The organism is Flavobacterium muglaense, from assembly GCF_014305155.1.
Taxonomy (GTDB): domain Bacteria; phylum Bacteroidota; class Bacteroidia; order Flavobacteriales; family Flavobacteriaceae; genus Flavobacterium; species Flavobacterium muglaense.
The window spans coordinates 42,640-68,054 of the sequence record NZ_JACRUK010000006.1; the positions used below are offsets into that span (position 1 = coordinate 42,640).

General features: G+C 34.1%; 27 protein-coding genes. 10 read left to right on the forward strand and 17 right to left on the reverse strand.

What is annotated here, in order from left to right; all coding sequences use genetic code 11:
- Positions 1–54: 54 nt before the first annotated feature.
- The 3 genes from H8R24_RS04395 (at position 55) to tsaB (ending at position 3,647) form a co-directional block, all read left to right on the forward strand.
- A complete protein-coding gene (locus H8R24_RS04395) occupies positions 55–1,491 on the forward strand; it encodes a TolC family protein (RefSeq protein WP_187017347.1) in 1,437 nt (478 codons plus the stop codon).
- A 7-nt stretch (positions 1,492–1,498) separates the two neighbouring features.
- On the forward strand, positions 1,499–2,794 hold the full coding sequence (locus H8R24_RS04400; protein ID WP_187017348.1) for an efflux RND transporter periplasmic adaptor subunit: 1,296 nt from the start codon (positions 1,499–1,501) through the stop codon (positions 2,792–2,794).
- A 184-nt stretch (positions 2,795–2,978) separates the two neighbouring features.
- Positions 2,979–3,647 (forward strand): tRNA (adenosine(37)-N6)-threonylcarbamoyltransferase complex dimerization subunit type 1 TsaB, encoded by a 669-nt coding sequence (tsaB, locus tag H8R24_RS04405; protein ID WP_187017349.1) that lies wholly within the window; start codon positions 2,979–2,981, stop codon positions 3,645–3,647.
- Positions 3,648–3,666: 19 nt separating this feature from the next.
- Here tsaB and H8R24_RS04410 read toward each other — a convergent pair whose 3' ends face one another.
- The 4 genes from H8R24_RS04410 to H8R24_RS04425 all read right to left on the reverse strand — a co-directional run bounded on the left by H8R24_RS04410 (position 3,667) and on the right by H8R24_RS04425 (position 6,447).
- On the reverse strand, positions 3,667–4,491 hold the full coding sequence (locus tag H8R24_RS04410) for a mechanosensitive ion channel family protein (RefSeq protein ID WP_187017350.1): 825 nt from the start codon (positions 4,489–4,491) through the stop codon (positions 3,667–3,669).
- Positions 4,492–4,588: 97 nt separating this feature from the next.
- Positions 4,589–5,053, reverse strand: coding sequence for a YtxH domain-containing protein (locus tag H8R24_RS04415; RefSeq protein WP_187017351.1), 465 nt, complete (start codon positions 5,051–5,053; stop codon positions 4,589–4,591).
- A gap of 174 nt (positions 5,054–5,227) precedes the next feature.
- Positions 5,228–5,428, reverse strand: coding sequence for a dodecin family protein (locus H8R24_RS04420; RefSeq protein WP_187017352.1), 201 nt, complete (start codon positions 5,426–5,428; stop codon positions 5,228–5,230).
- Positions 5,429–5,547: 119 nt separating this feature from the next.
- On the reverse strand, positions 5,548–6,447 hold the full coding sequence (locus H8R24_RS04425) for a NifU family protein (RefSeq protein ID WP_187017353.1): 900 nt from the start codon (positions 6,445–6,447) through the stop codon (positions 5,548–5,550).
- Between the two features lie 162 nt (positions 6,448–6,609).
- On the opposite strand from H8R24_RS04425, the gene H8R24_RS04430 reads away from it, so the two are divergent.
- Positions 6,610–7,608 carry a PorP/SprF family type IX secretion system membrane protein gene (locus tag H8R24_RS04430; protein ID WP_187017354.1) on the forward strand — a complete coding sequence of 333 codons (999 nt, stop codon included), beginning with the start codon at positions 6,610–6,612 and terminating at the stop codon, positions 7,606–7,608.
- A gap of 17 nt (positions 7,609–7,625) precedes the next feature.
- Positions 7,626–8,141, forward strand: a complete 516-nt coding sequence (locus H8R24_RS04435) for a gamma carbonic anhydrase family protein (RefSeq protein WP_187017355.1) — start codon at positions 7,626–7,628, stop codon at positions 8,139–8,141.
- Here H8R24_RS04435 and H8R24_RS04440 read toward each other — a convergent pair whose 3' ends face one another.
- From H8R24_RS04440 to H8R24_RS04460, 5 genes are all read right to left on the reverse strand, one after another.
- A complete protein-coding gene (locus tag H8R24_RS04440; protein WP_187017356.1) occupies positions 8,142–8,855 on the reverse strand; it encodes a LytR/AlgR family response regulator transcription factor in 714 nt (237 codons plus the stop codon).
- Positions 8,856–8,890: 35 nt separating this feature from the next.
- Complete coding sequence (locus tag H8R24_RS04445) at positions 8,891–9,976, reverse strand: sensor histidine kinase (RefSeq protein ID WP_187017357.1); 1,086 nt, start codon at positions 9,974–9,976, stop codon at positions 8,891–8,893.
- Positions 9,977–10,240, reverse strand: a complete 264-nt coding sequence (locus H8R24_RS04450; protein ID WP_225876767.1) for a DUF4907 domain-containing protein — start codon at positions 10,238–10,240, stop codon at positions 9,977–9,979.
- 82 nt (positions 10,241–10,322) lie between these two features.
- Positions 10,323–11,330: a Kelch repeat-containing protein gene (locus H8R24_RS04455; protein ID WP_187017358.1), complete on the reverse strand. Its 1,008-nt coding sequence runs from the start codon at positions 11,328–11,330 to the stop codon at positions 10,323–10,325.
- Between the two features lie 16 nt (positions 11,331–11,346).
- On the reverse strand, positions 11,347–12,195 hold the full coding sequence (locus H8R24_RS04460) for a DUF6268 family outer membrane beta-barrel protein (protein WP_187017359.1): 849 nt from the start codon (positions 12,193–12,195) through the stop codon (positions 11,347–11,349).
- Between the two features lie 231 nt (positions 12,196–12,426).
- Here H8R24_RS04460 and H8R24_RS04465 point away from each other — a divergent pair, with 231 nt between their 5' ends.
- Both H8R24_RS04465 and H8R24_RS04470 read left to right on the forward strand, forming a co-directional pair.
- The gene (locus H8R24_RS04465; protein ID WP_187017360.1) at positions 12,427–13,746 is read left to right on the forward strand and encodes a DUF4270 family protein; all 1,320 of its coding nucleotides are present in this window, start codon (positions 12,427–12,429) and stop codon (positions 13,744–13,746) included.
- The gene (locus tag H8R24_RS04470) at positions 13,747–14,991 is read left to right on the forward strand and encodes an aromatic hydrocarbon degradation protein (protein ID WP_187017361.1); all 1,245 of its coding nucleotides are present in this window, start codon (positions 13,747–13,749) and stop codon (positions 14,989–14,991) included.
- On the opposite strand, the gene murI is transcribed toward H8R24_RS04470, so the two are convergent.
- The 8 genes from murI to H8R24_RS04510 all read right to left on the reverse strand — a co-directional run bounded on the left by murI (position 14,992) and on the right by H8R24_RS04510 (position 23,291).
- Positions 14,992–15,768 carry a glutamate racemase gene (murI, locus tag H8R24_RS04475; protein WP_187017362.1) on the reverse strand — a complete coding sequence of 259 codons (777 nt, stop codon included), beginning with the start codon at positions 15,766–15,768 and terminating at the stop codon, positions 14,992–14,994. It lies immediately after the preceding gene.
- A gap of 111 nt (positions 15,769–15,879) precedes the next feature.
- The gene (locus H8R24_RS04480) at positions 15,880–16,380 is read right to left on the reverse strand and encodes an OmpH family outer membrane protein (protein ID WP_187017363.1); all 501 of its coding nucleotides are present in this window, start codon (positions 16,378–16,380) and stop codon (positions 15,880–15,882) included.
- A 26-nt stretch (positions 16,381–16,406) separates the two neighbouring features.
- Positions 16,407–17,393: an OmpH family outer membrane protein gene (locus tag H8R24_RS04485; protein WP_187017364.1), complete on the reverse strand. Its 987-nt coding sequence runs from the start codon at positions 17,391–17,393 to the stop codon at positions 16,407–16,409.
- Positions 17,394–17,428: 35 nt separating this feature from the next.
- Positions 17,429–20,146, reverse strand: a complete 2,718-nt coding sequence (locus tag H8R24_RS04490; RefSeq protein ID WP_187017365.1) for a BamA/OMP85 family outer membrane protein — start codon at positions 20,144–20,146, stop codon at positions 17,429–17,431.
- Positions 20,079–20,819 (reverse strand): isoprenyl transferase, encoded by a 741-nt coding sequence (locus tag H8R24_RS04495; protein ID WP_187017366.1) that lies wholly within the window; start codon positions 20,817–20,819, stop codon positions 20,079–20,081. The genes H8R24_RS04490 and H8R24_RS04495 overlap by 68 nt, the downstream gene beginning before the upstream one ends.
- Positions 20,820–20,824: 5 nt before the next feature.
- Positions 20,825–21,508, reverse strand: coding sequence for a type IX secretion system protein PorG (porG, locus tag H8R24_RS04500; RefSeq protein ID WP_187017367.1), 684 nt, complete (start codon positions 21,506–21,508; stop codon positions 20,825–20,827).
- A 169-nt stretch (positions 21,509–21,677) separates the two neighbouring features.
- Positions 21,678–22,562, reverse strand: a complete 885-nt coding sequence (locus tag H8R24_RS04505; protein WP_187017368.1) for an NAD kinase — start codon at positions 22,560–22,562, stop codon at positions 21,678–21,680.
- A 72-nt stretch (positions 22,563–22,634) separates the two neighbouring features.
- Positions 22,635–23,291: a CBS domain-containing protein gene (locus H8R24_RS04510; protein WP_187017369.1), complete on the reverse strand. Its 657-nt coding sequence runs from the start codon at positions 23,289–23,291 to the stop codon at positions 22,635–22,637.
- 115 nt (positions 23,292–23,406) lie between these two features.
- On the opposite strand from H8R24_RS04510, the gene H8R24_RS04515 reads away from it, so the two are divergent.
- The 3 genes from H8R24_RS04515 (at position 23,407) to H8R24_RS04525 (ending at position 25,385) form a co-directional block, all read left to right on the forward strand.
- Positions 23,407–24,120, forward strand: a complete 714-nt coding sequence (locus tag H8R24_RS04515) for a pyridoxine 5'-phosphate synthase (protein ID WP_187017370.1) — start codon at positions 23,407–23,409, stop codon at positions 24,118–24,120.
- A 113-nt stretch (positions 24,121–24,233) separates the two neighbouring features.
- The gene (locus H8R24_RS04520) at positions 24,234–25,004 is read left to right on the forward strand and encodes an alpha/beta fold hydrolase (protein ID WP_187017371.1); all 771 of its coding nucleotides are present in this window, start codon (positions 24,234–24,236) and stop codon (positions 25,002–25,004) included.
- A 36-nt stretch (positions 25,005–25,040) separates the two neighbouring features.
- The gene (locus H8R24_RS04525) at positions 25,041–25,385 is read left to right on the forward strand and encodes a phage holin family protein (RefSeq protein ID WP_187017372.1); all 345 of its coding nucleotides are present in this window, start codon (positions 25,041–25,043) and stop codon (positions 25,383–25,385) included.
- Positions 25,386–25,415: the final 30 nt, after the last annotated feature.

A 25,415-nucleotide genomic window follows, 5' to 3' on the forward strand; every position in this document is an offset into this window, starting at 1 on the left:
ACAAAATAGTGTTAAATTTGTGTAGTACGTTTGTTACACTTCGATATAAAATATATGAAAAAAAATAGTTGGATCCCATTAGTTTTTCTACTCGCATTTAGCTTGATGTCAAGTGCGCAAGATAAAAAGTGGACGTTAGAAGAATGTGTTAAATATGCTATAGATCATAATATTACAATTAAACAAACTGCATTAGATAGTGAAAATGCTTTAATTGATAAAAAAGACGCATTTGGTAATTTTTTACCATCTGTAAATGCGTCTGCATCTCATTCTTGGAATATTGGTTTGAATCAAGATATCACTACGGGTCTGTTGCAAAACAAAACTACTCAGTTTACCTCTGCGGGAGCAACAGTAGGTGTAGATATTTATAAAGGTTTGCAAAATCAAAATACATTGAGAAGAGCTAAGCTTTCTATCATTGCAGCCCAGTATCAATTGACAAAAATGCAGGAAGACATTGCGCTTAATGTTGCAAATGCCTTCTTACAGGTTCTTTTTAATAAAGAAAATTTGAAGGTGCAAAACTTTCAAAAAGAGATTAATGAAAAGCAATTAAGTCGCTCGCAGGAGTTAGTAAACGCAGGGACAATTCCAAGAGGTGATTTATTTGATATCAAAGCAACATTAGCCTCTGATAGTCAAAAAATTATTGCTGCCGAGAACGCTTTATTGATTTCTAAATTAAGTTTAGCACAACTATTACAGTTGGATAGCTTTGATAATTTTGATGTGGTTGATGATACCATGGCCAAAGATGTAAATAACATATTAGCTCAAGAACCTACTGCAATTTATAACAAAGCCAAAGAGGGAAGAACTTCTTTGAAAATTGCACAAACTAATCTAGAAATAGCCGAGAAGAATGTAGCTATAGCCAAAGGGAAGTTACAGCCTACTTTACAAGGTTTTTATAATTTTAATTCTCGTGTTGCTTATGCGGATAGGGTAGTAGGAGTAGTTCCTAATACGGCCAATCCTACATCAGCTATAGGTTTTGTTGAAGGGACTAATCAAGTTGTTTCTCAGCCAAATTTTTCAGCTGTTACAGGTAAGCCTGATGCGTTCTTTGATCAGTTTAGTAATAATAAAGGACAAACGTTTGGTGCGCAGTTGAGTATTCCTGTTTTTAATGGGTTTTCGGCACGAAATAATATTGAGCGTTCTAAAGTGAGTCTTGAGAAATCTAAAATTGCATTAGAGCAACAAAATTTAGATTTACAACGAAACGTATATACAGCTTTTACAGATGCAAAAGGAGCTTTGAAAGCACATGAGTCTGCAATAGTAGCACTAGAAGCAAGACAACAGTCTTATAATTATGCTAAGGATAGGTTTGATGTGGGTTTGATGAATTCATTTGATTTGAATCAAGCACAAACATTATTGTCTAGCGCTCAATCAGAAGTCTTGAGAAGTAAGTACGATTACATTTTTAAAATAAAAATACTTGAATTCTATTTCGGAATTCCTATCATTAAAAACTAAATACATTATGTCAAAAAAATCAATTTATTACATATTAGGTGGAGTTGTGCTACTTGTTGTTGCTTTAATTGGGCTTTCAAAAGCGGGAGTAATCGGGAATAAAGATAATGGTATCGAAGTAGAAATTGCTCAAATTAATACTTCGACAATTATCGAAACAGTTTCGGCTACTGGTAAAATCCAGCCCGAAATAGAGGTAAAAATCGCTTCAATGGTATCCGGTGAGATTATAGCTTTGCCAATAAAAGAAGGTCAAGTAGTAAAAAAGGGTGATTTATTGGTAAAAATAAATCCAGACTTATATACATCTAGTTTGAATAGAACAAAAGCAGGTTTATCTGGTTCGAAAGCAGGTTTGACTCAGGCAGATGCGCAGTTTAACGAAGCGAAGTCAAGTTTTGAAAGAAATAAAACATTGTTTCAAAAAGGAATTATTTCAAAGTCAGATTGGGATAAAGCAACTGCAACCTACGAAGTGGCCAAAGCAACCAAGCAAACGGCTTATTTTAATGTGCAAAGTGCTTCGGCGTCTGTAAATGAAGCTATGGATAACTTGGGGCGTACAATTATTTATGCGCCAGCTGACGGAACAATTTCGATGCTTAATGTGGAGTTGGGAGAACGTGTTTTAGGTACGCAACAAATGACCGGTACAGAGCTTTTAAGAGTTGCTAACCTAAATAATATGGAAGTTGAAGTTGATGTTAATGAAAATGACATTGTGAAAATCAAAGTAGGTGATGAGGCTAATGTTGAAGTAGATGCTTATTTGAAAAAGAAATTTAAAGGTGTTGTAACCAGTATTTCAAACTCAGCAAGTAGTGCATTAACGGCTGATCAGGTTACAAATTTTAAAGTTAAGGTACGAATTGTAAAAGAGTCTTATCAAGATTTATTGGTAGGTAAACCAGATACTTATTCTCCATTTAGACCAGGTATGACCGCTACAGTTGATATTATCACAAAAACAAAGTCGAATGTTCTAAATGTTCCTATTAGTTCTATTGTTGTAAAATCGGATACTGCAGCAGTAAAAGAGGTACAAATGATAGAAACAGCTGATGATAAAAATGCGGCACCAAAAAGCGATAAAAAGTTCGAATGTGTTTTCGTGAAAGTAGGAGATAAAGCAAAAATTAGAATCATAAAAACAGGAATTCAAGACGATACAAATATTGAGATTCTTAGTGGTTTGAAAAAAGGAGATGTTGTTATTACAGGTCCCTATACTACCGTAACTAAGGATTTGAATTCTGGTGATAAAGTGAGTTTAAAATCAGATAAAAAAGACGATAAGAAATAAGGCGTTCATTATTTAGTTGCCGTTTTTAAACCCTTTGTAGTTGTGCAAAGGGTTTTTGTTTTTATAGCATCATTCGCTTTAAAAGACACAGTCTTTAGTGATTTGGATTGTTTTCTAAGTGCTTTTTTTATTCCTTTGCAAGAACTTATAATTGTTTTATTTCTAACTTAAATCTCATTACAAAGTGTCGTACATTTTAAATATTGAAACAGCTACAAAAAACTGTTCTGTGGCAATTGCCAAAGATGGAGTTACAATCGTTTGTAATGAAGTGGCCGAGGAAGGGTATTCACATGCCGAACGTTTGCATGTTTTTATTGAATCTAGTTTGGCTGAAGCGGGACTAACATTCAAGGACTTGGACGCAATTGCGGTAAGTCAAGGTCCAGGCTCTTATACGGGACTGCGTATCGGGGTTTCGGCGGCCAAAGGACTATGTTACGCTTTGTCTATACCTCTAATTGCGGTAGATACTTTAAAGGCATTAGCTGCGCAAGTAACTGTTTTAGATGGAGTTGTCGTTCCTATGATTGATGCACGAAGAATGGAGGTTTATAGTGCTGTTTTTTCGGCTGATGGGAAACATCTTAGAGAAACGCAAGCAGAGGTTATTGATGAAGGTTCTTTTCAAGAAATAGATGCGCCTGTTTATTTTGTAGGTGACTGCAATGAAAAATGTAAAACAGTGCTAACAAAACCTAATTTTAGATTTTTAGATCAAATAATATACCCTTCGGCTCGTGAGATGGGATTGCTAAGTTGTGAAAAATACAAAAAAAGCGACACTGTTGATGTCGCTTACTTTGAACCTTTTTATCTCAAGGATTTTATGATCACTACTTCTAAAAAATAGTATTTTAGAGCATAATTTATCAATTGCTTTGAGACTTTTCTTTAACAAAGGGTTGGAAGGCAATTCCAGCGCTGTCAAAAGCATTTTTACAACTTTCTAAAGTTTCAGTAAATACTTCACCAAAATCTTCGCTTTTTGCCCAAGGACGCACGGCTAATTGTATAGCGCTATCCGTTAGGTTTTTTACAAAGACTTCAGGTTTTGGATTTTGAAGTACCTTTGGGTTGTTGTTTAATATTGCCAAAATCAAGTCTTTGGCCTGTTTTATATTCGATTCATACGATATTGAAAATAAAAGATCGGCTCTTCTGTTTTTTTCTAAGGAATAGTTGGTGATCGTACCGTTTGATAAGATTCCATTGGGAATGAAGACGGTCTGGTTGTTCGCTGTTGTTAATTTAGTTACAAAAATTTGTATTTCACTAACGGTTGCAAACACACCTTGAGCCTCGATAGTGTGACCTACTTTAAATGGTTTAAAGAGTATAATAAGCATTCCACCTGCAAAGTTTGAAAGAGATCCTTGTAGTGAAAGACCTATTGCAAGCCCCATTGCTCCTAGAATGGCAACGAACGATGATGTTTCTATTCCTAGTTTAGAAATAAAGGTCACAAATAATAAAATACGCAATGTCCATAAGAGTATGTCGGCCAAGAACTTGGTGAGTGTAGGGTCGAGTTCTCTTTTAATCATTAGTTTACGGATCAATCTATTGATAATCCTGATGGCATAGAGACCTATAAACAGTATGACGAAAGCCGAGATTAATTTTGGGGAATACGAAAGGAATTCTTTGAAGTATATGTTCGCGTAATTGGAGACAACGTCTATCGTTAGCATCATTTTTTGTAAATAAAAAACCTTCTTTTAGAAAGAAGGTTTGTGTTTGATGTGTAAAAATACAGAAAAAATATTTTTAATGGTATTTTTTAAGTTTTATTTAAACGGTTGGATTTGATTTTTCGTCTGAATCCTTCTCGGTAAAAGTATCTATTTTTTCCTCAATTGTTTTTTTGGCATCTTCGGTGAAGTCTTCTACTTTTTCCATTGCAATTCCAGCATTTTCTTTTACGGAATCAATAGTGTTGCCAAGTGCTTCTCCTGCTTTGTCGGAATATTCACTTACTGTTTCTTTGGCTTGAGCTGTTAAGCTTTCAGCTTTTTCTAACATTGGCGCTGCAGCTACTTTTGCATCTTCGATTGCTGCTTCGGCTTTTGTAGCTAGTTCACTTGCTGTTTCTTTTGCTTTAGCAAAAGATTCTTCTGCAAAATCTTCGGCTTTTTCTAAATATGGCGAAGCCGCTTCTTTGGCTTGGTCAAATGCAGTTTCAGCTTGGTCAGCTAATTCGGTTGCAGTTTCTTTGGCTGAGCCAAATAGGTTTTTAAAAAATGATGATACTCCCATGTTTTTTATAATTTGATTAGACTACAATATTAATCATTAAATCATTAATAAAATATTGTAAATCAATAATTTGTTTAAAGATCGGTAGAATGGAGTGGTATAAAGTACTCCAATCAAGTCGTATAAAAAAAGAGGCGTTTCAATTGAAACGCCTCTTTTGTAAATGCTATAGTGTTATTCTAATTCAAATGTGATTTTTAAATTGACCCTGAATTCCGCCACTTTTCCATCTTTTACAGTAGCGCTTTGGTCTTGTACATAAACAGATCGTATGTTTTTGACAGATTGTGATGCTTTTGTTACTGCTTTTTGTGTTGCATCTTCCCAGCTTGTTGTTGAACCAGAAAGTACTTCAATGACTTTTAATATTGACATACATTTATATTTTTATGGTTAAAAAATAAAGTTACTAAAAAATTAGATAATATCATAGGAAATAGTTTATTGTTTTTGAATTAGTGGTTTTTAAATCAATTGGTTATCGTTTTTGAGGGTTAAGCATTAATTGCTTCTACATTAATTTTTTCATCGTTTAACATGCTTTTTAACATGTTTTCGATTCCGCTTTTTAGCGTAAATGTAGAAGATGGGCAACCGCTACAAGCTCCTTGAAGGATCACTTTTACAGTTTTTGTGCTTTCTTCATAAGAGTCAAAGGCAATATTACCACCATCTGCGGCTACTGCAGGTTTTACATATTCTTCTAATATGTTGATGATTTTTTGAGAGATTTCGTCTAATGAATCAAAATTAGCGTCTTTCGTCTTTTCGTCTTTTTCAATAGTTTGTATAAGACTTTCGTCTAAAACTGTTCCGCCGTTTTCAATGTATTGCTTGATGAATGTGCGCAACTCTAGTGTGATTTCTTCCCAATTATTAACTTCGTATTTCGTTACTGAAATATAATTTTCATCAATAAAAATTTCTTTTACGTACGGAAATTTAAAAAGTTCTTTTGCTAATGGTGATGAAGCTGTTTGATCGATATTTTTAAATTCGATAGCAGTTTTAGTCAACATTCTACTTACTACAAACTTTAAAGCAGATGGATTAGGAGTTGTTTCTCCGTATACAGTAATAGGTTGTTTTTTTGGTTTGTTTTCTTGGATGTTGATTATCGTTCCGCCGTTGTCTATAAACTTCTCAATTTGCTCGGCAACTGCGTCTTTGACATCATCCCATTCTACAATACTAAATCTTTCAATACCAATAAAATTACCCGAAATGTAAACCGTTTTTACAAATGGTAAGTAAAATAATTGTTGTGCAAGAGGCGATTCTTTTGCCTCGTCTATATTTTTAAATTCGTAACTTTCGTTCTCAGTTATAAAATCTTCAAATTCAAACTTTAATATAGTAGGGTTTTGAGTTTCTTTTATGCTAATTTTTGTCATGTCTTTTGTAAATTTCTACAAATTTAGTAAAGTTATTTTCTATGAATAACTATATTTGATTTATAAATGAATAAATTAACTTTAGTTTAATATTTTTACGGGTTCGTTGTCTTGTTTATCAGCGTTGAGATTGCCTTTTTTTATAAAAAAAATAACTTTTACATGTATTCTAAAATTAAAATTTTCATAGTACTTTTTCTAATCAGCTCGTATTCTCATTCGCAAGAAGGGATTGCAGTCTACTCGGATTATCTATCAGATAATTATTATTTGATACATCCTTCAATGGCGGGTGCTGCTAATTGTGCTAAGGTGAGGCTTACTTCACGTAAACAGTGGTTTGGTCAAGACGATGCTCCTGCACTTCAAACTTTGAGTTTTAATGGGCGTATTAGTGAAAAGGCCGGGGCGGGTATTATCATTTTTAACGATAAAAATGGGTATCACTCTCAAAAAGGGGTAAAGGTTAGCTATGCCTATCATTTAATGTTTTCTAGAGACGAAATCGATTTAAATCAATTGTCTTTTGGTATTAGTGGTGGCTTGATCCAGAGTCAATTGGATGAAACTAGCTTCAGGCAATCGGGTAGTTTTGATCCCATTATAAATGGTACTATTGTTCAAAAAGATTCTTACTTTAATGTTGATATAGGGGCTTCGTATAATTTCCTGGATTTTTATGCACATGGAACGGTTAAAAATGTAATTGAAACAAGAAGAGATATTTATACAGAGTACGAAAGTGATAACTTACGTAAGTATTTGTTGAGTGCAGGTTATGTTTTTGGCGATAAAAACAGGGTTTTATTTGAACCTTCGGTTCTTTTTCAAGTGGTAGAAAAAACGCAAGAAAAAACATTTGACTTGAATTTAAAGGCTTATAAAAATATGGATTTTGGAACTTTATGGGGAGGACTTTCTTATCGTAGAAGTCTAGATGGCGCCCAGTATTCAAATGGATCTGGTGTTTCGTCTCAAAAACTGCAGTATATTACCCCAATTGTTGGTGCTAATTTTAAGAATGTTATGTTTGCTTACACCTATTCGCATGTAACGGGTGCCGTTAAATTTGATAATGGTGGTTATCATCAGATTACATTGGGGATCAATCTGTTTTGTAAACGCGAAAAGTACGAATGTAACTGTCCTGCAATCAACTAAACTTTATATTTTTTAATATGGTAATTAAAACGGTAAACGGTAAATCACCAAGTATTCCTGTGGATTGTTATGTGGCTGAGAATGCTACAATTGTGGGTGATGTAAGCTTTGGTGACTCTTGTAGTGTCTGGTTCAATGCTGTGATTCGCGGAGATGTGAATTTTATTAAAATAGGCAATAAAGTCAATATTCAAGATGGGGCCGTTATCCATTGTACTTATAAAAAACACCCAACTATAATAGGGAATAATGTCTCAATAGGGCATAATGCAATTGTACATGGTTGTACTATACACGACAATGTTTTGATAGGAATGGGCGCAATTGTTATGGATAATTGTGTGGTAGAAAGTAATTCAATTGTTGCGGCAGGTGCTGTGATTACTCAAAATACAGTTGTTACTGCAGGGTCTATTTGGGCAGGTGTTCCTGCCAAGAAAGTTAAAGACCTTGATCAGTCTAATTTTGCTGGAGAAATAGAAAGAATTTCAAATAATTACGTGATGTATTCTAGTTGGTTTAAGGAGGAGTAGTTACAGATTTATCTTTTCAAAAAAGGAATTTTTGTAGCTTTCGCTAATAGGAATGCGTTTTTCTGCAATTACTACTTTGTTTTTTTGAATTGATTTAACATGCTTGATGTTAATGATATACGAGCGGTGTATGCGCGCAAATCCTTTAGTAGACAATAAATTCTCTAACTTTATTAAACTGATTAGCGTTAAAGTGTATTTTTGATCGGTGGTGTATATTTTTACATAATCTTTCAATCCTTCAATGTACAATATATCTTCAAAGTTAAGTTTTACATTCTCATACTCAGCTCTTACAAACATAAAATCTTGCTCTATCTCTGGAGTCGTGATTAAAGTGGCTGGTGCGGCTATTTGTTGAGGATTAAAGATTTGCTGCGCACGCATCACTGATTTTAAAAAACGATGAAAAGGTATTGGTTTTACTAAATAATCAACTGCGCCTAGATTAAAACCTTCCACAGCATATTCTGAGTACGCGGTTGTGAAAATAATAAGTGGTTTTTTGTCGATTGCGTTTATAAAATCAATCCCTGAAAAGTGGGGCATCTCTATGTCTAGAAAAATTAAATCAACGTTCGATTGGTTAATTATTGATATGGCGTCAATGGCATTATTAAAAGTATTGACAAGCTCTAGTGTATCTACTTTGCTTACAAACTCTTTGATTAAATCAACTGCTAATGGTTCGTCATCTATAATAACACACTTCATCTATGTACTTTTTTTAGGATTGTTGATCTTGTTTATTAGCTTTTTGCTTGTGTTTTATCTAAAATAAGGTTCAAATGAACACTATAGTTATTTTCGGTTTCAGTTATCGTTAGACGGTGCGTATTGGGATATAAAAGATTGAGTCTACTCTCAATGTTAGTAAGCCCTATTCCAGAATTTTTAGGATCTTTTATATAGTTTTCCATTCTGTTTTCTACCCAAAAGTCTAATACATCATCAGTGATGCTGATTTTTATTTTAACATGGGCGACTCCTTTGTAATCTGTGCCATATTTGAAGGCGTTTTCGATAAAAGAAATTAAAAGTAAGGGTTCTATCTGTTTATTTCTAGTTTCACCATGAATATTTATGAAAATATTCTCAATATTATTTAATCGTAACTTTTGTAGTTCGATATAATTTTTAATATAATTGATTTCTTTTTCAAGCAACACCGTTTTGTTATCGGTTTCATACAGCATATAGCGCATCATTTCAGACAAGGTTACAATAGCGTCTGGAACCACATCTGATTTTTTGTAAGCCAATGAATAGATGCTGTTTAGTGCATTAAATAAAAAATGAGGGTTTGTTTGCTTTCGCAAATAATTCAATTCGGTTGCTGTTTTGTGCGTCTCGGCTAGTAGTTTATTTTGTTGATTTTCATAAAACTCAGACAGTGTTTTAACTACAGTGCTAGATGCTATGATGAAGATGTAAAATACTGATGGAAATATGCGCATTAAAATGGGGTCTTTTCTACGAAAACGCAACGGTCTGATGATTTCTTTCCCGTTTGCATCAAAAAATTTTGGAGGACCAAATTCTTTAAAGTCCGGCATGAAGTAGTTGATCCGTATAATTGTAAAGAAAGCAATAATTCCAAGTGCAATGGCAAGATAGGTCCAGTATTTTTTGTGTAACAATAAATTGGGTACAAAATAAAAATAATTCAAATAAAACAAACCAATACCAGTGCTCCATTGAATGTAGAAATCGAGGTTAATCAACAAATAACTTTCATAGGAAGAAATAAGTGAAGTGGCCATGAAAAAACACCAAATGATACTGTGTATTAGTATTTTATTTGAATTACTATTTTTTATTCCGTCTATTGTCATTTAGATTTTTATCGCTAATGTATTTAAATCTTTTTTTGTTACAGTGGGTGATGCATTATCATTTAGTTTTTGGAGGACCAAGTTGCCTACTTTTAGGGCATCTTCTTCTGTTTTGAAACTCTTATTATCACTTATTACTGGAATGACGGTTTGTTTAATAATGATTTTTTCGTTATTACTAATAGTGTAACCCCAGCCGGCCTCTGTTTTTAATGAAGTAAGTTTTAAGTTTTCGTTTTGTTTGCAAGATACAAATAGAGTCATACAAAGTACTAGTACAATTGTATATTTGTTTACGAGCAAAAGAAGCTGCTGGATACTAGTCCAGCAGCTTTTTTTAATGGTATTAATTATCATCATCGCTTTGTTCATCTGATGGTTTAAATTCCCATACGTCATCAAAATACGATGACCCAGTTCTTCCTAATAAAATAAATCCTCTTTGGTTAATTGCAAATCCGGTAGCATCAGTTCTAGCTGATCCTTCTAGTGATGTTTTCTCAGTCCAAACATCATCTGATGGATTGTATTCCCAAATTGATCGCGTACTTTCACCACAACCTATATATCCTAAACCATTCATAGAAAATGCAGAGGCATTTGATCTTACGATTACATAATCATCATTGTATGAGTAATCATCGCTATCGTCTTGGTCGATATCTCTTTTTCTTGTCCATGTGTCAGTTGCTGGGTCAAACATCCAGAAATCTACTTGATATGTACCGCTGTTTACACCTAAACCTAAGTATACTTTATCGTCAATTACAAATGTACTAGCGCCTCTTCTTTTATTTCCGCTAAAACCATTTACTAAGGTCCATGAGTTATCGGTTGGGTTGTATTGGTAAAAATCTTTTAGATAATTCCCATCATAACCTGTTCCAAAATATGCTTTTCCAGCTGCTTGAAAACCTACAGCAGAGTAGCGTGCAGTACCTGCAAAGTCAGCTTTTTGAGTCCAAGTATTGTTGGTTGGATTGTATTCGTAAAAATCTTTTAGTTTATTGGTGCCATCATACCCTAGACCTACATATCCTTTTGAGTTGAGTTCAAATCCTGAAGCAGCACTACGTCCTACACCATTAAAGTCGGCTTTTTGTTCCCAATAATCTCCGTCAGAGTTGTATGCCCAAAGGTCTTTTAAGTACTCGTCACCAGTATAACCAGTGGTTACATATGCATAGCTTCCTATAACAAAGCTAGCTGCGCTAGATCTTGCAGGACCATCAAAAGATGATTTTTTGATCCAGTTTCCTACCAAGTCATCTGTAGTAGAATCGTTACTGCAACTCACCATTACTATACTCATGATGAGTGTAGATAATACCATTCCTTTTCTTAAAATATTCATCTGTTTACTGTTTTTATTAATGTTTGAATTTTATACCTATATTAAAAATATAGCCGTTGTTGTTATTAAAATCGTATTTTACGTTAGCCACGTCATCGGTTAAATAATACTTGTTGTTAAAACCATAACCTCCAGACAAGTTGATTGACCAAAACGAGTCTATGTTGCGCACGTACCCTACTGTAGTTGCCATTTGTGAGTAGGCCATTCTAGTTGCACCATTGTAATTGTTTGTCCCTTGATTAGTCGCTAAATTGTAGATTGATCCTTGAAAATCATTGTTGATTAAAAAGGTGTTCCGTTTATTATTCGAGTAAGAAATTTGCGAATTAGGAAATCCAATTTGGACTGTGGTATTGTTATTTATTTTATTCGAATAAGAAAATGTTGGTACAAAGGCTATTTTTCCAAAAAGGGTTGTGCGTTGTGCTCCTATCGAAAAAGAATTGGCGTCATTGAAAGTATGTTTAATTTGCAGGGAAGCAAGTAACATTACATCTTTGAAGCTGAAACTTTTTTCAAAATTAGCAGTTGGTTGTACTGCAACGGCAACGCTTGTTTTAGAGTCAATCTCATGTGCAAGTTCAAATTTATTTTCCAGACTAGTAAAACGATTTAGATTATCACCTAGGTCATATTTGGCTAGTTCATAGTTAACTCCTATTTGTTTGTATTTTAAAGTATTTGTTATTGTATTGATAGCGTTGACTTTTGTCGAAAGACCAAAATCCAATTCGGTTTCATTTCGGGTCATTTTTTCTGTTGGTGCTGTTTTTGTGTTTAGTTCTAAAGTATAATTAGTTTGGGCTGTTATTTTTAGAAACGAAAACAGAAACAATAGAGTTGTAAAAATCTTTATTCTCATTATTATTTTTTATTGTTTCAAAAGTAGTTGCATTATCTATTTTAAAAAATAAAGATATATGTATGCGATGTTTTTATAGACTAAATAGGCTTTTGTATAGTTGAATGCTTATGCTGGTGTCGCAATAGTAGTTGTAGATAAATTATGCCTTTTTATAGATGTAAATCTTCCAATGGTATATGTTGTAATGCAGTATAAAAAGGGCTCTCCTATATTTGTTAAAAAACATTTATGTATAAGGTATTGTTAGTGCTTTTTCTTGGAGCTTTGATAACCTCTTGTGATTCCGATGTAGATACAGGAGAGTTTGTTGTAGGATCAGATTATTTATCGGTAAGTAATAAGGTTGTTTTAGTGGATACTTTAACTGTTGATATAAGTACGATTAATTTAGATTCGTTGGTGACTTCTAGTCAAGGTAGGTTGTTGATAGGGAATTATGACGATCCTTACTTTGGGAAAGTAAAGAGCGAAAGCTATTTCCAGTTATCCGGTTCTACCTATGCTTTAAGCTCGAGTAGTTCGGATACAGATTCTCCTAATTATGTGTTTGATTCTATTCGAATGATTTTAAGGCCAGATGGTTATTACTATGGCGATAGTACAAAGGTGCAAACCATAAGTATGCATCGCTTGCTTGAAAAAGTCAAAGTGAAAGATGATGATTATTATTTTTATAATGATTCTAAGCTTTCGTATGATTCGGAAAGTTTAGGATCTGTTTCTTACAAACCTACGCCGGTTCGTAAGGATTCTGTGGTTTTAAAGGTAAATAATGTTTTTGGAGAGGCGCTGTTTCAAAAAATTAAAAAGCGTGAAGTAACTAATTTTGATGAGTTTACAGAGTATTTTAAAGGAGTAGCGATCAAAGGAACAAGTAGTAGCTCTACTGCTGTCGTGGGATTTAATAGTTCTAGTGTACTTCGTATGTATTATTCGAAATATTTGGGAGACACAGAGGAATCATTGACTCTTGATTTCAATATCTTAGATGCTTCGAAGCAGTTTAATAATATTAGTTTGGATAGGACAGGTGCGCAAATTGTTGATTTGAAGGATTTTACGAGTAGTTTGTCTAGTGTTAAAACATCAAATAGTGCTTATGTGCAGTCTGGAACGGGAATAGCTTGTAAAGTTGATTTTCCTAATATTAAACAATTAAAGTACATCTCGACCAAGGGAGCTATTGTAGATGCTAAATTAATTATAAAACCAGTAAGCAATAGTTATTCTACCGCTTATCCAATGCCGGATTCTTTACGGGTTTTTGTTGCTGATAAGTTGAATAGAATTACTGGTACGTTGAATAATACTGGAACGGCTACCTATGCTGTCTTGAATAAGGAAAAAGATGAGTTTAACGAAAATATTGGTTACGAAATTTCGATAGGTGCATTTTTGCAGAACGAAATGATTAAAAATTCTGATTCTAAGTTGTCGCTATTGTTGACAATTCCTAATATTTCAAAAACGGTAAACCGTGTGATACTTGGGGATCAGAAAAATAAAAACAATAAAATTCAATTGAAAATTTATTATATCTCTTATTAGATGAAAAATAAAATAATTCTTGCAGCTGTATGTACCCTTTTTTATATGTCTGCATTTTCACAAAGTATATCTAGTTCCCCTTATTCTATTTATGGACTAGGAAGCTTGTATGATTCTGATTTTGGTTCCAATGCATCGATTGGTTCATCTGGAATTGCTTTGCCTTCTACGAGTTCAATTAACAATCTTAATCCCGCTTCATTGGGTTTTATGTATCAAAATCATTTTCTGTTTGATGTAGGAGGGAAGTCTATATTTTCGTCTTATCAAAATAGTCCTAAAACAGAGAGTCGTAATAATGTTCAGTTTTCTCATCTGGCCTTGGCGTTTCCCGTAAGTCCAAAGTCAGCAGTTAGCGTGTCTTTGAAACCTTATTCTAGTGCTACCTATAAAATTTCAAACTTGGTTTTACCAATTGAAAACAGTACGGAGAGTTATACATTAAATGCAACTGGTTCTGGAGGATTAAATGATTTTAATATGTCTTATGGGCATCGAATTGGTAAGAAAGTAGCTTTGGGTGTTTCGGCTAATTTTCTATTCGGAAACATTATTGATAAAAGGGATTATACGATTGCAAATTCGGTTAGTTCAATTGATAAAACATCCTATTACAAAGGTGTGAGAGCATCGCTAGGAGGACAAGTACAAGTAGACTCAACGATGTCTTTAGGTATCAATATTAAATCGCCTAGCCAAATAGGGGCTTCAAAAACGCAATCAGTTACTTCTTATAATGGTTCTACACTTACTTCAAGTACTATAGAAACAGATGCTAACTATGATGTGGTTGATTATTATTTGCCATTAGAAGTAGGAGTTGGGGTGAGTAAGGTTTTTAAGAACAATGTCAACTTCACCATGGATTATACAAAGAGTTTGTGGAATGCTACAAATCAATCGGATATCTATGGGACTTATGTCAATCAAGATAAATTTGCGATGGGTTTTTCATTTAGTAAACCTAAAAATATTAGAAGTTATTTTGATCGTATTAAGTACGCAACGGGTTTTAACTACGACACCGGTTTTTTAGAAGTTGATAATAAACGAATCAATAATATGTCACTTTCCTTAGGAGTGTCGTTGCCGGTTGAGAATAGAACTTTTTCAGCTTTGAATGTCACTTATTCATACGGGCAAAAAGGTAGCGTCAGTAATGGTTTGATAAAGGAAAACTACCATAAGATATCTGTTAACTTAAGTTTAGATGGAATATGGTTCGTGAAAAGAAAATTCGATTAATTAAAAATCTTTTTCGATCACTTCGTATTTGTTTTCTAAGATTTCTTTCAATACAATAGGATTAGTATTCGTATAAAAAACAGGGGTGTTATTCGTATGCGATGAAAATCCTATTTTGTTTTGAAGGATGTTTTTAGTTTGTTTTGCAACAGCTTCTCCAGAATCTATTATCTGGATGTGTTCTGGAAGTATTTTTCTAATTTGAGGAATAAGATAAGGGTAGTGGCTGCATCCCAAAACGAGGTAATCAATATTTGCAGCAATCATGGGTTGTAAATAGGATTGTAATAATTCCGTCATCTCTGCCGAGTTGATTTCGCCATTCTCAATAAGTTGTACCAATCCGTGTCCTACTTGTTCTACGATTTTTGTGTTTTTAAACTTTTGTATCGCGTTATAAAAGAGTTCACTAATTAGTGTTCCTTGCGTGGCAAGTATGCCTATGGTTTGTGTTTTCGAATTGGTTGCTGCGGGCTTGATTGCCGGCTCGATCCCTATGAAAGGAATGTCATATTTAGCTCTTAATTCTTTTATAGCATTTGTTGTTGCAGTATTGCAGGCAACTACAATCAATTTACATCCCATTTCAATAAGTAGATCGGTATTTTTCATGCTTAGCGCAATGATCTCTTCTTTAGATTTTTGGCCGTAAGGCGCATTCTTACTATCAGCTAGGTAGATGGTTTTTTCATTAGGAAGTAAATGATTTATTTCTCTCCAAATTGAAGTTCCTCCTATGCCTGAGTCAAAGATTCCTATGGGTTTGTTGTTGTTCATTGAAACAAAGTTAAGCGCATTCGATTAAATATCCTAAAAAATAGCACTACAAAAAAACCGCTCAAGACCTGAAAGTAATGAGCGGTTTTTTGATTATTTATTTTCTTTAGATTAGAAACCTAAATCTTTCTTTACATCTGCAGTCAAGTTTGGACCATCAGCAAGTAATAAAGTAGAACCATCAAGGATGTATTGGAAACCTTTAGCTTTTCCAACTTTTTGGATAGAAGTTCTTACTTTTTCCATTAAAGGTTTTACAATATCAGATTCTTTTTGTTGTAATTCTTTTTGAGCGTTGTCTCTAAAGTCAACAATTCTTTTTTGCATGTCTTGAACTTCTTTAGAACGGTCACCGTTGATAGCATCAGTAACAGTTGCAGATTCAGCTTCGTATTTCTTTAATTTAGCTTGATATTCTTCAACCATTTTTTTGTAATCTGCATCATAAGTAGTGCTCAATTTTTCTAGTTGCTTTTGAGCATCTAGCATAGCTGGCATTTTAGACATGATTTCACTTACATCAACATGTGCAGTTTTTGCTTGTGCATTGATCGTTTGATTTGCTCCAAGAATAAATAATGCAGCAATTAATAAAGTTTTGATTTGTTTCATCGTTTTTAAAATATTAAGTAATTAAGTTATTGTTTTAGTTTAATTTTTAGCTCGTTGGCCTTTTTAATAGAATCTCTTTCTTTTAAAATTTTTAATCTTTTGTCCTCTAGCGCTTTTTTTCTTTCGGCTAGTTTAGCTGCGTTATCATCAATTTGTTTTTGTCTAGCGTCTTCTACTGCAGTCTTAGAACTGGTTTTTTCTTCAGTCTTAGCAGTTGTGCCTGACGCTTCTGTTGGTGTAGAGGCAGAAACCGTGCCATTTTTTTTAGCAGCTCTATCTTCTAGCAATTTTTGCCTTCTTGCTTCGTATTCCTTTACTTTTTGTTCTTGTTCTAGTTTTCTGTCGGCAAGTAGTTTTTCTCTAGCTGCTGCTTTGTCGTCTAGTATTTTTTGCCTTTCGGCCATAGCAGGATTTTCATCAATTGCATCTTCTTTATTGTCCTTTGCTTCTTCTGCAGCAAGTTGTTTTTTGGTCAGTTGCTCTCTTTTGTCGGTTCTGTTAATTACTCTTAATACTTGGTCGCTAATATCAAATCGCTTTGCAGCATATATCATTGTTAAATCCGATGATTTGTCAAAGATAAAATCATATTTTTTTGCGTCAGCAATATCTTGAACTGCTGTGAATACTTGATCTTGAATAGGTTTTGCTAATAACGATTTTTGAATCATTAAATCTCCTCTTGGTCCAAAACGGCTTTGTTGGTATTCTAGCATTTCGTTTTCAAGAAATTTGATCTCTGTTTCTCTCTCCTCAATTAATTCTTTTGTCAATAATGCTTTTTCGGCATTTAAGGCATCTTTAATTTTGGTGATTTCAATCTTTTTGGTTTCAATTTCTTGCTTCCATTTTTGAGCTTTTTGTTCTAGTTGCGATGAAGCTTCTGTATAATTGGGTACATTTTGTAAAATGTATTCCATATCAATATAGCCAACTTTTGTTCCTCTGGTTTGCGACTGAGCTGTGTAACCAACAGCTAGTGCCAAAAATAAAAATAAAAATTGTTTTCTCATAACTTCTTTTTGTTAGAAACTCCTATGGCACTCTTTTAGAATTGTTGTCCAATGATGAAAGTCACTGATTGTAAATTGTCACCTATAGGATCAAATCCACGGGCAAAATCAATTCCTAATAATCCAAACGCTGGCATGAATACACGTAAACCAACACCTGCAGATCTACTTAAAGCAAATGGGTTGTATGTTTTGAAATTGGCGTATGATGATCCTGCTTCTAAGAACGCTAAGGCATAGATAGATGCCGAAGCTTTCAATGTTATAGGATAACGTAATTCCATAGAGAATTTATTGTATACCGTTGCTCCAATTTGATCACCTGCGCTATTGATAGGAGTTAAACTGTTGTTTTTGTATCCTCTTAATTGTACTGTTTCTCTACCATCCATTGAGTAATTTGCCATTCCGTCTCCACCTACGTAGAATCTTTCGAAAGGAATAGATCCTCTATCTTGATTGTATGCACCTAAGAAACCAAATTCAGTCAATGTTCTTAAGACTAATTTACCATATACTTTCGTGTACCAGTCTGCTTTGAATTTTATTTTGTAATATTCTAACCAGTTAAATTTCTTTTGATCTACTAGTGCTGGATCTGCTGCTGCATCTTGGTAGTTGAATACTTTGTTTCCAGAAGCATCAATGTAGTCACCAATGTTTACAGTGTTTCCATTAGCATCAACTTGGTTTGATCTATCAGTAGTGTTCTTTAACTTGTAGGCCTCTTGATCACCTAGGGTTGCATAATCCACTCCATTAAATAAAGAGTAAGGAAGTGTGAATTTTCCAGTTAAGCTAAATTCAGAACCATAAGTTGGAAATATTGGGTTTACCCCTTTGTTACTTCTAGAGATTCCTAATGTATAAGCTAAGTTTCTTGATGCACCATTTCCAAAAGTAAATAATCCAGTGTTGTAATTATTCAAGTCATAGTGTTGGTAACTTAACGATTGTGATAGTACAAAATAATCATCTGGCACGGTTAATCTTTTGGCTAATCCAATAGACATCGTTAATATGTTGAAGCTTTTGCTTTTGTCAACACTTTGAGTAACATAATTGTTTAAAAATTGTTTACTATATGAAATGGACGAACTAAATTGTACTGGTTTCTTTTGTCCAAACCATGGTTCAGAGAACGATACACTGTATGTTTGAAAGTAGGTACTTCCTTGTAAACGTAAAGATACTTTTTGACCGTCACCCATAGGTAATGGTTTGTATGATTCTTTATTTAATATGTTTCTAGCAGAGAAATTGTTGAACGAAAGTCCTAAAGTTCCAATGAATCCACCACCACCATAACCACCTTGTAGTTCGATTTGGCTTGATCCTTTTTCAACTAAGTTGTATTCAATATCTACAGTACCTGCTCCAGCATCAACATTTCTAAATTTCGGATCGATTGCTTCAGGATCAAAAAATCCTAATTGACCAATTTCACGAATGGTTCTAACTAATAATTCTTTGCTGTATTTTTCTCCTGGTTTCGTTCTTAACTCACGGTATATTACACGGTCATTTGTTTTGTCATTTCCTACAACTGTAATGTGGTTAAAGTATGCCAATGGACCTTCGGTTACTCTAATTTCAAAGTCAATCGTGTCATTGGCTGTTTTTACCTCTACAGCGTTGATGTTAGAGAATAAGTATCCGTTGTTTTGGTATAAGTTGGTAATATCTTCACCATCTGGTTTAGATTTGTCTGCAATTCTTTTTTCCAGAAGTACACCATTGTATGTTTCTCCTTTTTTAACCCCTACAATACGGTTTAAAAATTGATCAGAATAAACAGTGTTTCCTAAGAATTTAATGTTACCAAAATAATATTTGTTTCCTTCCTCTACATTTACTTTGATAGATAATGCGTTTTTGGCTTTATCAAAAGCAACAGTGTCTGATATAATTCTCGCATCTCTATATCCTTTTTCTTTGTAGGCTGCGATAACTTTTTCTAAGTCGGCTTTGTATTTATCTTTGATGAATTTTGAAACTTTAAGAACGCGAAAAATATTTTTTTCTTTGGTGTCTTTCATCGCTTTTTTAAGCTTCTTGTCAGATATTTTTTCGTTACCTATAAAGTCAATCTTGCTTATCTTTACTTTATCACCTTTATCAACGTTAACAAGCATGTTTACTTGGTTAACGGTAGCGGTATCTTTGATTGTATTGATGTTTACTTTAGTATTAAAGTATCCGTCTTTTTTGTATTTGTTTTCGATGTAGTTTTTAGCAGTCGTAATCAAGTTTTCATTAACTACCTTTCCTTTGGTTAAGGAATTGTCTTTAATTAGGGCATCTACTTTGCTTTTCTTCACCCCTACAAATTTCACTTCGCCTAATTTGGGAAGTTCTTTAATGTCAAGATCTAGGTAGATGCTGTCATTTTCAATGTGGTTGATGTAGAAAGAGATTTCGTCAAAAAGGCCTAGTTTACCTAGTTTTTTAATAGCAGCACTGATTTCTTCACCAGGAACGGTTATTTCTTGTCCTTTTTGGAGGCCTGCAAATGTAACTACCGTTTGTTCGTTAAAACTAATTTTACTGGTGACAGATACGTCAGCCAAGATGTATTTTTTACCTTGATCAAAAGGAACTCTATCTTGCGCTTTAATTTGGGAAAAACTACCTAATAATAGTAAGGTAAGGACTGCTTTTATACTTTTGTTTAACACTAAAAAATTATTTAATTTGTTCACTTGTTTTTCCAAATCTACGCTCTCTTTTTTGATAACTAACGATAGCCTCATATAAATCTTGTTCTTTAAAGTCTGGCCACAATACATCTGTAAAATATAATTCTGCATAGGCGATTTGCCAAAGCAGAAAATTACTTATTCTGTGCTCTCCACTTGTTCGTATTAATAAATCTACATCCGGTAAATTTTGCGTGTAAAGATGCTCATTTATAATTGAATCGTCAATAGAGTCTATTGAAATTATATTATTTTTAACTTTATTACTGATGTTTTTAACGGCATTTACGATTTCCTCTCTAGAGCCATAACTTAAGGCTAATGTAAGGGTCATTCGGGTATTGTTTTTTGTTTTTTCAATAACATCAACAAGTTCTTTTTGAGCCGATGAAGGTAGTTTTTCGATATTCCCTATGGTGTTCAATCGAATATTGTTTTTGATAAGAGTAGGGAGTTCTTTTTTTAACGACTTTATCAGTAGTTTCATTAAGGTATCTACTTCAAGCTTTGGTCTATTCCAGTTTTCGGTAGAAAAGGCATACAATGTGAGGTTTTCAATTCCTAATTGTGCGCAAGTTGTAATGGTAGTTTTAACGGCTTTTGTACCACTCTCGTGCCCAAGAGCTCTTAGTAACCCTTGTTGTTTTGCCCAACGTCCATTCCCATCCATGATTATGGCAAGGTGTTGGGGTAATTTATTCTTATCTATTTTATCTAGTAAATCCATTTTTTTTATTCAGGGCAATAGCAGGGTTTTTCTCCAAATGTATACGTTAATGTAATACCAGAAAAAACATACCAGTCATTATTATTTATGTTTCCAAATCGTAGCGGCTTTAAACTGCTGTTTTTGGGGTTACTTCCATCAATATTGTCAGTCAAGGAAAAGCGTGTTCCTACTTCGATTCCTAAAATTAAATTAGGCCATATGTTCGATTTTACTCCTACTGTCATGGGGATTGCAAATCCATTTGCGGCTTTGTCAATTCTAGTTGATCCGCCTGTAATATATAGCTCATCGTATCTAAAATAGCTAATTCCAGAATATACATAAGGCGTTACTTTACGCTCTAATTTGTGTAAATTAAAGTCGAAAAAATTGAATTCAAGGCCTAAAGATACTTCTTTTATGTTATTTTCAAAATCGTAACCTCTCTGATTCCTGCTAGGTTCCTTAGAGTTATGGTCGCTTGAAGTCAACTTGGTTTGCGTATACGAAAACCGATAAGCATGCCTGGGACTTTTGTTCCATTTGTACAGTAATCCAAAAGCAGGTTCATTGGGGGCTACATAAGTAGTTGGTCCTATGTCTCCTATGTAATTGCTGCCTCCTAGAAACACACCTACTTCATGTATTTGTGATTGCATGGTTAAACTTAACAAAGAGCATATAAATAAGCTGAAAATTTTATTCATTTTAATTTAAAATTGCGTGCAAATATAATAATAATCAATAGGAATCAATATTCAATATGTTAAATGTCATGATTATTTCATAAAAAGACATTTCAATGAATCCATTATTGAAGTTGTTTAATCAAAACGAAAAAAAAGCTGAAATTGTATAGGCTCGCTGTAAAAAGGTTTAATTTCTTTTATCTTCTCCCCAAAGTAATTTGGTTCTAAGGGTTTTTAGAAACGTTTCATCCGGGATTTCCACCATGTTTATTTGGAAAGGTGTTTTCTTAATCGTTAAAACCGATTCGTTTCCTACCGATGTAATTCTCGAGTCCAAGGACACTAAGTAGTTATCCTCACGGCCGGATACTTTCAGTTTAATGGTTGTGGTGTCGGGTATAACTAGCGGTCTAGCGTTTAAATTGTGTGGAGCAATTGGGGTAATCACCAAGCTTTTTACATCTGGAGTCAATATGGGACCGCCACAACTTAAGGAGTATCCTGTCGATCCTGTAGGAGTAGAGATTATCAATCCATCTGCCCAATAGGAGTTGAGGAACTCGTCGTTTAAATAAGTGTCAATTGTAATCATCGAAGTCGTGTCTTTACGGCTAACGGAGATTTCATTCATGGCAAAATTAATGTCTTGCAGTGCTTCGTTTGGTGGATCGCAGGTAAGACTTAATAAGGTGCGCTGTGATAAGGTGTATTTTTTGTCTAGAACAATTTGTAAAAATTCATGAATATTCTCTTTTTGCACTGTGGCAAGAAAACCAAGTCTCCCTGCATTGATTCCTAAAATAGGGATGCCTGAGTCTCGAACAAGAGTAGCTGCTCTTAGTATTGTTCCGTCACCACCTATACTCACTAGGATGTCAAATGTAGAGTCAAGTTCTGTATGCGACGAAAAAGTGTTGTACTCTTTTTGTACAATCTTTTTGTCATAAAGCATTTCAAGAAAATTAGCTTCAATTACAAGTTCAACGTTGTTTTGATTAAAAAAAACGAATATGTCCCGAATGATGGGTTCTGTGCTGTTTTGATAATATTGACCGTAAATGGCTACTTTCATTTTTTTTGCTTAATCGTTGTTTTGTATTTTTTTGATAAGGTAGGCGACATAGTTAATAAACTAAATAATCTATCATATATTAAGGTATCGGTCTAAATAGTCCGAGCGTTCTTTCAGGTTATTGATGTAATCATCCTCATGATGTTCTGATGTGATTTCATAATTATACCTTCTAAAGGTTTGAATGATTTCATTGATAGCACCCAGGCTTATTTTCATAGTCACTTCAATGGTGTCTACATCCGAATCAGATATAAATAAACCCAAAAGTTTACCATTGTTGCTTTCTACAATTTGAGTAATCTGGCTCATCGAGTAGTCAAGTACTCCTTTTTTAACTTTTATAATACGTCCTTGCTCTTTTAAAAAAGTGGTTTGATGAAAAAAGCTAAGGATATCCTCAATCTCATAATAACCCACATAAGCGTTATTATCATCTAGTACGGGAATTAAATTAGAGTGATTCTTTGCAAAAACCTCCAAAACTTCTAGCCAAACATTGTCTGTTCTGGCAAAAAAAGTTTCTAAAGTGTATTTGTAGTCGATTACTTTTTTGTCATCTTCAAAAGTTTCAACATCCTCTGCAGATAAATTACCAATAAAAACGCCTTCCTCAATAACGGGGAAGTGAGAAACTTTAATTTCCTCAAAAAAATCCCTAACAGTCGCAATAGTATCTTGGCTGTCAATGGCTTTAAAGTCAGTTGTTATGTAGTTTGTAATTTCCATCTCTTGTAAATCCTCAATTTTTATGCAAAATAATCAAAAAAAGGCAAAATCCCCTACCTTTTACTTTGTATTTTTGCGTCAGTTAATCAGTTATTTATAATCAAAAAGTATTCCAATGACAAAGTTAAGTGTAAACATCAACAAAATAGCTACTTTACGTAATGCTCGTGGGGGTAATGTGCCTGACTTATTAAAAGTAGCCACCGATATTCAAAAATTTGGAGCCCAAGGAATCACCATTCATCCACGCCCAGATGAGCGCCACATACGTTATCAAGATGCGCGAGATCTAAAAGCAATCGTCCATACTGAATTCAATATAGAGGGAAATCCACAACACAATTTCATCGATTTAGTGTTAGAGTGCAAGCCAGAGCAAGTCACTTTAGTGCCAGATACAATTGGTGCAATAACATCATCAGCAGGTTGGGATACCATTAAAAATCAGGCTTACTTGACTGAAATGATTCAAGAATTCAAACGCAACAACATTCGTACATCGATTTTTGTTGATCCTGTTTTAGAAATTATCGAAGGAGCCAAAAAAACTGGTGCTGATCGCATTGAATTGTACACCGAAGCCTTTGCACATCAATACAGTTTGGGCAATCACAACGCCATTGATCCGTATGTAAAAGCATCGGTTTTGGCAAACGAATTGGGTTTAGGGATCAACGCAGGACATGATTTGAGTCTGGATAACATTCAGTTTTTCAAGCAAAATATACCGGGTTTATTAGAGGTTTCTATCGGTCACGCCTTAATTTCGGAGGCTTTGTACCTAGGTCTAGAAAACGTTGTCAATATGTATTTGCAAAAATTAAAATAGAATAATTGGGGCGTACCACGTTTTGAAAGAGGATTTTTTTAAAGTACCTGACAGCCACTGGCTGTCCTCCTCTTAATCTCAAATCTCACGCAAACCGCACAAAATTCAAGAAAATGCTATATTCAAAAATAGAAGGAGAAGGAAAACCGCTTTTAATCTTACATGGGTTTTTAGGAATGTCAGACAATTGGAAAACCATAGGGGTACAATTATCGACAGAAGGCTATCAAGTACATTTACTCGATTTGCGCAATCATGGACGTAGTTTTCAGTCAGAAGAATTTAGTTATGAGCTCATGGCGCAAGACGTATTTGACTATTGTAAAGGGCATAATTTAGAAAAGGTATCTGTTATTGGCCATTCTATGGGCGGAAAAACAGCCATGTTGTTTGCAGCTACTTATCCTCAAATGATCGATAAATTGATTATTGCTGATATTGGACCAAAATTCTACCCGCAACACCACCAAACTATTCTTGCAGGCTTGAACGCTATCGATTTTGCTAAAAAACCAAGCCGCGCCGAAGTAGAAGCTACGCTGGAAGAATACATCACTGACTTTGGGACTCGTCAATTTTTAATGAAAAGTTTGTTTTGGCAAGAACCAGGTCAGCTTGCTTTCCGCTTTAATCTTTCGGTTTTTAATAAAAAATTAGACGAAATAGGAGTAGCGCTTCCCGAGGCTGCTGTGTACAACAAACCAACACTTTTTATTCGTGGCGGAAATTCGGCTTATATTAAGGACGGAGATTTTGATGCTATTAAAAAACATTTCCCATTGGCAAGTTTTGAAACGATCCCCAATGCAGGGCATTGGCTTCATGCCGAAAATCCAAAACTGTTTCATCAACTCGCAGCTGCTTTTTTGGAATCAAATAATTAATTAAAAATGTGTACTTTTAGGTAAAATATAAAAAATATGAAACTACTTTTTAGAATTCTAATTACTGCAATTTTAGTCGTTGTACTGTCGAATGTTATGACTGGAGTTCATGTGGCTGGTTTTTCAACAGCCTTAATCGTAGCCGTTGTGCTTGGATTATTAAATGTATTTATTAAACCTATATTGGTGCTATTAACCTTCCCGATCACTTTTGTGACTTTAGGGTTGTTTTTATTAGTAATCAACGCTATAATTATTTTATTGTGTGATAATATTGTAGGTGGCTTTAGTGTTAACTCGTTCTGGACAGCTTTGTTGTTTAGTGTGATATTATCAGTTTCTCAGTCGCTTATGTACACACTATTTGGCGAAAGCAAATAAAAAAACCAGTTGAACATCAATTAAAGATTT